At 45.6% G+C, this 9,609-nt stretch carries 8 protein-coding genes; 3 read left to right on the top strand and 5 right to left on the bottom strand.

Annotation, left to right across the window (positions count from 1 at the left end; translation table 11 throughout):
* Positions 1–319 precede the first annotated feature (319 nt).
* Positions 320–928, top strand: a complete 609-nt coding sequence (locus CA600_RS13970; protein WP_042184652.1) for a superoxide dismutase — start codon at positions 320–322, stop codon at positions 926–928.
* Between the two features lie 934 nt (positions 929–1,862).
* Here the strand turns inward: CA600_RS13970 and mutY are convergent.
* Together mutY and acpS are read right to left on the bottom strand one after the other, a co-directional pair.
* Positions 1,863–3,236, bottom strand: a complete 1,374-nt coding sequence (mutY, locus tag CA600_RS13975) for an A/G-specific adenine glycosylase (protein WP_094870723.1) — start codon at positions 3,234–3,236, stop codon at positions 1,863–1,865.
* A gap of 37 nt (positions 3,237–3,273) precedes the next feature.
* Complete coding sequence (gene acpS, locus CA600_RS13980; protein WP_094870724.1) at positions 3,274–3,672, bottom strand: holo-ACP synthase; 399 nt, start codon at positions 3,670–3,672, stop codon at positions 3,274–3,276.
* Positions 3,673–3,879: 207 nt separating this feature from the next.
* On the opposite strand from acpS, the gene CA600_RS13985 reads away from it, so the two are divergent.
* Positions 3,880–4,701, top strand: coding sequence for an alpha/beta hydrolase (locus tag CA600_RS13985; protein WP_094870725.1), 822 nt, complete (start codon positions 3,880–3,882; stop codon positions 4,699–4,701).
* 171 nt (positions 4,702–4,872) lie between these two features.
* On the opposite strand, the gene nadE is transcribed toward CA600_RS13985, so the two are convergent.
* From nadE to CA600_RS14000, 3 genes are all read right to left on the bottom strand, one after another.
* A complete protein-coding gene (nadE, locus tag CA600_RS13990) occupies positions 4,873–5,682 on the bottom strand; it encodes an ammonia-dependent NAD(+) synthetase (RefSeq protein WP_094870726.1) in 810 nt (269 codons plus the stop codon).
* Positions 5,683–5,850: 168 nt separating this feature from the next.
* Complete coding sequence (locus tag CA600_RS13995; RefSeq protein WP_042184644.1) at positions 5,851–6,285, bottom strand: BrxA/BrxB family bacilliredoxin; 435 nt, start codon at positions 6,283–6,285, stop codon at positions 5,851–5,853.
* 116 nt (positions 6,286–6,401) lie between these two features.
* Positions 6,402–8,024, bottom strand: coding sequence for a two-component system sensor histidine kinase NtrB (locus CA600_RS14000; RefSeq protein ID WP_143812417.1), 1,623 nt, complete (start codon positions 8,022–8,024; stop codon positions 6,402–6,404).
* A gap of 278 nt (positions 8,025–8,302) precedes the next feature.
* Between CA600_RS14000 and CA600_RS14005 the strand changes: the two genes are divergently transcribed.
* Positions 8,303–9,571 carry an NAD(P)/FAD-dependent oxidoreductase gene (locus CA600_RS14005; RefSeq protein ID WP_094870728.1) on the top strand — a complete coding sequence of 423 codons (1,269 nt, stop codon included), beginning with the start codon at positions 8,303–8,305 and terminating at the stop codon, positions 9,569–9,571.
* The last annotated feature ends 38 nt before the right edge of the window (positions 9,572–9,609 follow it).

A 9,609-nucleotide genomic window follows, 5' to 3' on the forward strand; every position in this document is an offset into this window, starting at 1 on the left:
GCGCTTAATATCAAGCGTTTACATTTTGACTAGGATTCATTGTTTCATTATAAGGGTAATTATATTGATATATGTCTATAGGGTGAAGGCTCTTTCTTTTAACATTCTAAATACAATTGATATTCCTGTTTACATTCCAATTATACTTTATAAACATTTATGTTTGTTTAGTGTTGCATTATTGATCCAGATACTGTTTAATTAAAGTATCCTATTGGGAGATACCCTATAGTACATATCAACAATAAAGAATTTTGACGATAAACCGCCGAAGTTCTTTATCTATACAAATTCTAATATACTCAGGAGGGATTTTTCCATGGCATTTCAATTACCAGCACTTCCTTATGCAAACAACGCACTCGAACCACACATCGACGCTTTGACGATGGAAATTCACCATGATAGACACCATAACACATATGTGACTAATCTGAACGCAGCTTTGGAAAAGGCACCTGAATTGCAAAGCAAAAGCATCGAAGAACTTCTTACAGACCTGAACGCTGTACCAGAAGCTATCCGCACTGCTGTTCGTAACAATGGTGGCGGACACGCTAACCATACCCTTTTCTGGGAAGTTATCGGACCAAACGGCGGCGGCGCACCAACTGGCGCACTTGCAGCAGCTATCGACAGCGAGCTGGGAGGATTCGAAAAATTCAAAGAAGATTTTGCAGCAGCAGCAACTACTCGTTTTGGCAGTGGCTGGGCTTGGCTAGTTGTTAAAGATGGCAAACTGGCAGTAACAAGCACACCTAACCAAGACAACCCAATCAGCGAAGGCGCTACTCCGATCCTCGGACTGGATGTATGGGAGCACGCTTACTACCTGAACTACCAAAACAAACGCCCTGATTACATCAAAGCGTTCTGGAACGTAGTAAACTGGGAAGAAGTTGGCAAACGTTACGAAAGCGCGAAATAAGGAATTAAATTACGGATAAAGTCATAGCCTTCAAGGCTGTGGATTTACCGTTTAACTAAGTATAAACAAAGAAGGTATCTCCGAGCTGTTATGGCTCAGGGATACCTTCTTTGTGTTTGGGTCGTTTATTTGGGTGGGGTGTGTAGAGAGTTTGTTTGAGACTAATTTCGTTTAGAAGCAGATTTGTTAAAAACAAGGTTCGTTAGTAACAGGGTTTGTTAGAAACAAATAGGGTAGATCTTTATCCTCGGACATCACTTTTTTACTCCGCTTGAATGCAGATCAATGAGTGTGGAACGAGACTGCCCTTTATCGTACCGCTGTTGAAAAGACGCCTAAATGAGGCATTCTGCTTCTAATTAGGGAATAACTCCCTCTAATTCTGCTCATAAACACTTAAATACGAGTAATTAGGGAAATCCTCCCTCTAAATCATCCATATTGGAGCATAATTCAGGTATTCACCCAAATTAAAGGGAGTTTTTCCCTAAAAAGATCAAATACAGATCCCCGTGGTCAGTTTATAGGGAGGAATTCCCTTTAAACTGACCACAGGGATGAGGTAAGTGATCATGTTTAGATGCGTACGCCACTCTCTCTTCACGCACAACATATATATACAACACATTTAACTGTATCGATGCATTTAACACATCAAACTGCATCAACTCACACAGCACAATCGACGCATTCATCACATCTTAAATATCTACACATTCGACTCGCTCAGCACATTCGACGCATTTAACACATCTAAAACATCTACATATTCATCTCGCTCAGCACAATCGACGCATTTAACACATTTCCTACTCCAGAGACTTTGGATGCATTTCTTACTTCATCCACTTCCGCGTAATTTACTTACTTCAGACACTTCTCATATATCTGCTGTTTCTCTTACAACTCATTCTTTTGCCACATCGGATAATCTCTACTTCCCCGACTTCGCCAGCTCTTCCTGCTCGTCGAAATAAAGGTTCAGCAGCTTCAAGAAGACATTAGGAAACGCATAATTAGCCATGTCCTCACGGCTGATCCAGCGAACAGCTCCGCCATCCTCTGGACTAGCATTGCCATCCTCAAATTTCTCGATGGGCACCTTACTGTCCATCTCTGGGAACAGGCCTGCTTCCGCGGTGTAGGCTGCCCATCCTTCTGCCGCTATTGGCAGCGGAAGGGTGTCCTCCTCCCTGCAGCGATACACCTGCAGGGTCCACACGATATGGCTGAAGATATGCTCAGCAGCCATCCAGTGCTCCTCAGGCCGGGCGGAGATCCCGGCCTGCCGCAGTGACCGGCGCAGCCGGTCCCGCGCCGTGGCCTCCGGCAGCCGCGCGCTCTTAGCGCCGCCTTCGGCTGGCGGCGCCTGCCAGTGCGGCAGCTCCCACATGCGGGCTAACAGCCCGCTTTGTGGCCGCTGCCGGATGAGCACTTGGCCCGCGTGGGCACCGCGGCCCTCGATCAAGGCTGCCAGCCGCTCCTCTGGGCGCGGCGGCTTGGCCTTGGTCTTGACGGGCAGCGAAGTCTCGCAGCCCGCCAGGCGCGCAGCGCAATGCTCCATCACCGGGCAGGTTAAGCAGCTCGGTGATTTCGGGGTGCATACGAGCGCCCCGAGCTCCATAAGCGCCTGATTAAAGGAGGCAGCTTCCCCCTCTGGGATCAGCTCAGCCGCCAGGCGCTCCATTTTCACGCGGGTGGGTCCCTTAGCGATATCATCCTCGATGAGGAAGTATCGGGACAACACCCGCATTACATTACCATCTACCGCTGGCTCCGGCCGATTAAACGCAATACTGAGAATAGCCCCTGCTGTGTAAGGACCCACTCCCTTTAAGCTGAACACCGCCTCACGATCATTCGGCACCTGTCCCCCATAAAGCTCCTTTACCTGCTTTGCTGCATGCTGTATATTACGTGCGCGGGAATAATACCCTAAACCTTCCCAACACTTAAGCACGTCTTCTTCAGGGGCATCAGCGAGTGACTCCACCGTCGGAAAACGTTCAATAAAACGATTAAAATAAGGGATTACCGTGTCTACCCTTGTCTGCTGCAGCATAATTTCAGAAATCCAAATATAATAAGGATTGCGATGCCTGCGCCAAGGCAAATCCCGCTTCTGCCCTTGATACCACTCCAGCAAATGATAACTGAAATATTGCTTGGCCTCCCGCAGCTCCTGATCTTGTTTATCTTGTCCTTCTTTTAAATCCACCTGTTTTTGTCGTTCATCTCGCTCTAGCAAATCTTGTCCTTCTCGTGCTTCTTCTCGTTCCTGCAAAACCTGTCGTTCTTGTTGTTTCATTGTAACTCTCCTTGCCCTTCTATAATCACGGTTCAATTCATGAACCTAGCTCCTCCACCACCGCAAAAGCTGAAGCCAAATCACGGCCATGTGTTATCGTAAGATGAATGATATACTTCTGTCCTTCAGGTAGATCTAGTCTGCTCCAGGCTTCGCATGATAAGGTTACTTCCGGCTTACCTTTATGGTCAGGTAATATCTCAATATCCTGAAAACCAACCACATTACCAATGCCACAGCCTAAAGCCTTCACAACGGCTTCCTTGGCAGCAAAACGCCCGGCTACGAACTCAGCCAACCTTCCACCTCGTTGCTCAGCAAGCTGGTACTCTTGCTCCGTTAGGATGCGCTGGTTAAATTTTTTCCCCTGTCCCCTAAGCATTACCTCAGAGATTCGCTCAATTTCTAACACATCATGTCCGATTCCGTAAATCAAAATTTCACGCTCCTTATGGACGTGTATCCTATACTACTTCAATAATGGTATGATCATTATACAGGTCTTTCATTTCAATTTTTAATTATAGTCCTATAAGATTCTTTCTGCTATCTTAAAAGAAAATGCTTTGGAAGTCTATCTAGATGCCTTCGTGATGGACTTGCTGATTTACTTCATTTATATATAGAGAGAGGGGATTACCCTATGCAGCATCGTAATTTCGAAATACCCGCTGGTGAAGACGCTGTTCTCCGCTGCTCACACTTTCCTGCCCAAGAAGCACCTAAGAGCCTTATCGTTATTGCACACGGCTACAAGGGCTTCAAAGATTGGGGGATGTTTCCTTACATAGCCACTACTCTCAGCCAAGATCATGAAGTGATCACCTTCAACTTCTCACATGCCGGAATCGGAGAGGATCTGCTGCATTTTACCGAGCTTGAGAAATTCGCCCGCAACACCTTTCGTCGCGAGCTGAAGGATATGGAAATACTGTTGTCCTACCTTAGCCAGCACCCGAAATTTGGCAGCTTGCCCTTATTCCTTCTCGGGCATAGTCTTGGAGGGGGAATTTGTCTGGTCTACACGCTTGACCATCCCAATGAAGTTAGCGGGGTCATTTCCTGGAACGGGGTTACGAAGCTCGATTTGTTGACGGAAGAACAAAAGCAGGAGATGAAGCAAACAGGACGAACCCACGTCCTTAATGCACGCACGGGCCAACAAATGCCGCTGGATGCTGTTATTTTAGAAGATATGGAGAACCAACAAGAACGTTATAACATCCTTGAACGCATGAAGACAGCGTCCTTCCCAGTTGTTCTTATTCAAGGCAGTCTGGATGGAGTGCACCTCCGGCAAGGATCTGAGCAGCTCACTGAACTCCGACCCGATATTAACTGGGTTCATATTCCTGAGGGTAATCATACCTTCGGTACTGTGCATCCTTTTGCCGGCACTACCCCACAATTGGAGCTTGCGATTGCTTCGACCACTGATTTTATCGATCAAACGCTGGCTAACTAAGATTCTTGTAGCTTATCCATCTCATAAAATATCCCCACAGAGTGAAGCTTTGCTTTGATGAATACTCAGATACTTTTTTTGGGGCCCCAAATATATACTTTCTGATATGATAAAAACCGCCACGTGAGCTGCTACAACGCAGATCCGTGGCGGTTTCTACTGCTACCTATTCTAAATTCCAGGAATGACATTGCGCTTATGCGCCGTTCTCCGGTAATAATTCTCGAGTTTCTCAGCTACCTCAGGCTTAACCTGCTTGCCTTCCAAATAATCACTATTATCGTCATAAGTAATGCCCAGCTCGGTTTCATCCGTCTGCCCCGGCCATAAGCCTGCCGTAGGTGCTTTAGTAACAATATCCGCAGGCACACCAATATGAGCAGCTAATTGACGAACCTGACGTTTATTAAGTGTGGATAGAGGTGTAATATCTACAGCGCCATCCCCCCACTTGGTGTAGAAACCCGTAATGGCTTCTGAAGCATGATCCGTTCCTACTACAATCAGATTGTTCTCAAAAGAGAGCGCATATTGCATAACCATACGTGTTCTCGCTTTAACATTACCCTTGCCTTGATGGGTCATATGACGATGTTGCCCCAAGGACTTCAGGCTATGCTCAACTTCAAGCGCAATCTCATTTACAGCTTCCTCAATGTTTGTCTCCACGGTATGGGTCAGATTAAAGGCTTTAGCGACATCATAACTGTGCTGGATATCCTCTTGAACACCATATGGCTGGTAGACGCCAAGCGTAATATACTCTGTGCCTTCTTGAGCCGACAGCTCGTCCGTAGCCAGCTTACATAGACCTGCAGCTACCGCGCTGTCCACCCCGCCGCTAATGGCGATCAATAATCCTTTGGCCCCTGCCTTCAGCACGTACGACTTTAAGAAATCAACCCGTTTGCGTACCTCATCTTCTACATCAATCGTTGGCTTCACACCAAGATCAGCAATAATTTCTTCCTGTAAACTCACAAACCACACCCCGTTCCATCAGAAATGGTTCCATATCCATCAAAATATCCATACCAAGTGAAGCTCTGTGCTTCTAAGTATATTCTATCCCATTATCGCTCTTATATTTTGAAAAATCCCGCAACAGCCGAATTACCGACTATTGCGAGATTATATGGAATAACTTTTTTACTTGCAAAAACGATCGAAAACTTCTTTCAACTCAGCAGCAATTTCAGCAGCTGAACGATTCTCAACACTATGGCGTTCAATAAAATGAACGAGCTCTCCATCCTTCATCAATGCGATGGAAGGGGAAGATGGCGGATAAGGAGCAAAATATTCACGCGCTTTAGCAGTAGCTTCTTTCTCTTGACCTGCAAACACTGTGAACAAGTGATCCGGAGCGATCTCATTTTGCAATGCCTGAGCTACACCAGGACGGCATTGTCCAGCAGCACAACCACAGACCGAATTCACGACTACAAGCGCCGTACCTTTTGCGGTAGGAAGAGTGGCTTCCACCTCTTCTGGAGTCATAAGCTCCTGAAACCCAATGCTTGTAAGGTCATCACGCATAGGCTGAATCGAATCTCTCATATATTGATTAAAAGACATGGACATTTCTCTGCACTCTCCTTCACTAATTACTGTTTTGTCAGATAACATTACAGCAGTACTTACTAACTTTATTATACATTCATACTCTGTGAAAGCAAGAGATGCTGCAGTAACCTGATTCAATCCGCAAGCATGGCTTCGCTATATTCTTCCTTCGCTAAAGGGAAGGAGATGGTAAATACTGTACCCTCCCCTTCTACAGAATCTACAGTTATTTTACCGTTATGCCGTTCCACAATACTGAGACACAAGGATAACCCTAGACCCGTTCCCTCCCTTTTTGTTGTGAAAAAAGGGGAAAACAACTTCTCTCGTTGACTTTCCGACATACCTATTCCTCTATCCCTTACAATCAGCTCCACTTGATCCTGATTACTGTGTGTTTCCAGTGTCAGAATCCCCTTGGATCCCATAGCCTCCATACCGTTGCGGCCTAAATTAAGGATAAGCTGCTTTATTTCCCGAACGTTTAACTCCAATTCATGGATGGATGCGTTCAGCTTTAACTCAACACTTTGACCACGAAGATTAGCATCCGCCCATAGCAGCGGACTGACTTCTTCTATAACTCGGTGTAAAAGCACCTTCTCCTTATCGGATATCCGGCTCTGCGCCAGCGATAGGAAATCGTTAATAATGCTATTCGCCCGATCCAGTTCCTCGAGCACGATCTGATAATAAGAATCCAAATCATCCGAACTCTTTTCTCTCATCAGCTGCAAGAATCCACGAACTACCGCCATAGGATTACGAATCTCATGGGTAATTCCGGCAGCCATCTGCCCTACTAAGCTCAAACGTTCCACATGGTCAAGCTCAGAACGGAGTTTCACTTCATCCGTAATATCCTGTGCAATGAGTACCACTCCACTCGTTAATCCTGAGTTCTTATGCATTAGTGGCGCTGAATAAATTTGATAGATCCGCGTTCCATGAATCATTCGCTCATGGGAACGCCGTTTATGCTGAATGTTATCCCGTACCCGCATATATGCATCAGCATCCGCTGAACCATTAAAAAACTCCCTAACCGGCTTGCCAATAATATCTTCCCTTCTCAAATTGGGATAATGAATTCGTGCCATTCCCAACATACAATCATTAAGGTCGGTCACAACTCCGTGATCATCCAGAGACATAATACTGAGAGGTACTACATTTGTAATCTGCTGCAGCTTCTCAGACTCCCACTGGAAATTATCACTTATACTTTCCATATGTACTTTAGCCCGCCAACTACTCCAGACCATTTCAACAAAATAAACAAAAATACCACCTAGCGCGATCGTGAAAAAAAGATACACAGTAATCAAAAACGACTCGCCAGAATGGGCTTCATATATATTTTCCCCACCTATAATAGGTACAAGTGCAATGAACAACATGTTCGGACAAAGAACCATCCATAACATTCCTATCTTCTCTACCACTGTGCCTTTCTTAAAAGGCTTAGCCAGCCCAAATAGCAACGGATATAATAATATTCCTGAATTTAATATCATATTACTTATTCCGGTTGGCTCTGCAATGATTATATTGCAGACAAGCAAACAGATGGACAACAGAATCCCTGAACGTACAGTTCCATATAAAATACCGATATAAGCAGGGATCATTCCTAAATTCAAATAAGCAATACCGAATAAAGTCGTCGAAAGAAGTGAGCATAGAATAAGGCTTAACGTACACGCCAAAACCAAAAAAGTTTGATTATCCGGGAAACTACCCTTTTTTCGAGCCACAAGCCCCCGGTCCACCCACCACTGAATCAGAAAAAGAAAGGAGCATGCTGCCGATATTTGCAATAATATATCCTTAATTGCGCCAATAATTACAATCACACCCCAAAATGGACAAATTGCCCTACATGTCTAGATTAAAGCACAGGATCACTCTTCTGACAACGAATTATCACTAAGTGGATGGACAAGACTGGTTACATGAGAGTCAGAATGGTATGATTCCGTTAGGAAAACACGAAGTAACACCCGTGTCTTAACATGTAAAGGAGTAAAATTTCATGAGCAACTTCGATGTGATCGTCATAGGTGGCGGCCCTTCGGGATTAATGGCAAGTGTAGCCGCAGCAGAACACGGGGCATCCGTGCTACTGATCGATAAGGGAGCTAAGCTAGGACGAAAGCTCGGGATATCTGGTGGCGGACGCTGCAATGTAACGAACGTCAAGGAGAGAGATGAGTTAATCTCCTATATCCCGGGAAACGGGCGGTTTTTGTATAGCGCCTTCGACCATTTTAATAATCAAGATATCATTGCCTTTTTTGAAGGCTTAGGTATTGCATTAAAAGAAGAAGACAACGGACGGATGTTTCCCGTCTCCGATAAAGCCTCCAGCGTTGTCTCCGCCTTAATCAACCAAGTACGGAGTCTAGGTGTGCAGATTATGACAGATAGTCCTGTCTCACATGTAATATATGAAGAAGGGGCTGTTAAGGGTGTTCAGCTGGGCTCCGGCAAAACGATTTCCAGTGCTGCCGTAATCATCGCCACCGGAGGAAAGTCCGTTCCTCAGACTGGCTCTACAGGAGATGGGTACCCATGGGCTGAAGCCGCAGGCCACACCATTACTGAGCTATTTCCGACAGAGGTACCGATTATTTCACGGGAAGCGTGGATTAAATCCGGTGAGCTGCAAGGATTGTCGCTACGCGATGTGGCACTAACTGTCTGGAATCAAAAAGGAAAGAAGGTCATTTCTCATCGCGGAGATATGATATTCACCCATTTTGGATTATCCGGGCCAATTGCACTGCGCTGCAGCCAATTTCTGAGACAGGTCCAGCGTAAATCAGGGACTGACACTGTTGAGATGTCCATCGATCTCTTCCCTGATCTGAACTTGCAAGAAGTGGAATCATTGCTGCAAGACAAGCTGGACCAGGAGCCGAAGAAAGCGATCCGCAATTCACTAAAGGGGCTGCTGCCAGAACGTCTCATTCCCCTCTTGTTAGCTAAAGCTGACCTGGATGGAGATATTACGGGGCATCATGTATCCAAGAATGGATTGCTTGCGCTAGCAGGCATCTTGAAAAGGATGCCCGTTAATGTTCATGGTACCCGTTCCCTATCCGAAGCCTTTGTTACAGGCGGCGGCGTAAATCTGAAAGAGATCGATCCCAAAAGAATGGAATCGAAGCTTATGCAAGGGTTATTCTTCTGTGGAGAGGTACTCGATATCCATGGCTACACTGGTGGCTACAATATAACAGCCGCATTCTCTACTGGGTATACAGCAGGCAAACATGCTGCTGACCTTCGCCTTAGCTAATGCGGTGCAACTAAAAACAGCGTGAATTGAGAAGCTTC

The sequence above is a fragment of the Paenibacillus sp. VTT E-133280 genome (genome assembly GCF_002264385.1).
Taxonomy (GTDB): Bacteria; Bacillota; Bacilli; order Paenibacillales; family Paenibacillaceae; genus Paenibacillus_AQ; species Paenibacillus_AQ nitricinens.

Bases quoted from the DNA above. Each gene is read 5' to 3' on its own strand.
- CA600_RS13970 (WP_042184652.1), top strand. From the start codon at position 320: ATGGCATTTCAATTACCAGCACTTCCTTATGCAAACAACGCACTCGAA.
- mutY (WP_094870723.1), bottom strand. From the start codon at position 3,236: ATGAAACAACAAGAACGACAGGTTTTGCAGGAACGAGAAGAAGCACGA.
- CA600_RS13985 (WP_094870725.1), top strand. From the start codon at position 3,880: ATGCAGCATCGTAATTTCGAAATACCCGCTGGTGAAGACGCTGTTCTC.
- CA600_RS13995 (WP_042184644.1), bottom strand. From the start codon at position 6,285: ATGTCCATGTCTTTTAATCAATATATGAGAGATTCGATTCAGCCTATG.
- CA600_RS14005 (WP_094870728.1), top strand. From the start codon at position 8,303: ATGAGCAACTTCGATGTGATCGTCATAGGTGGCGGCCCTTCGGGATTA.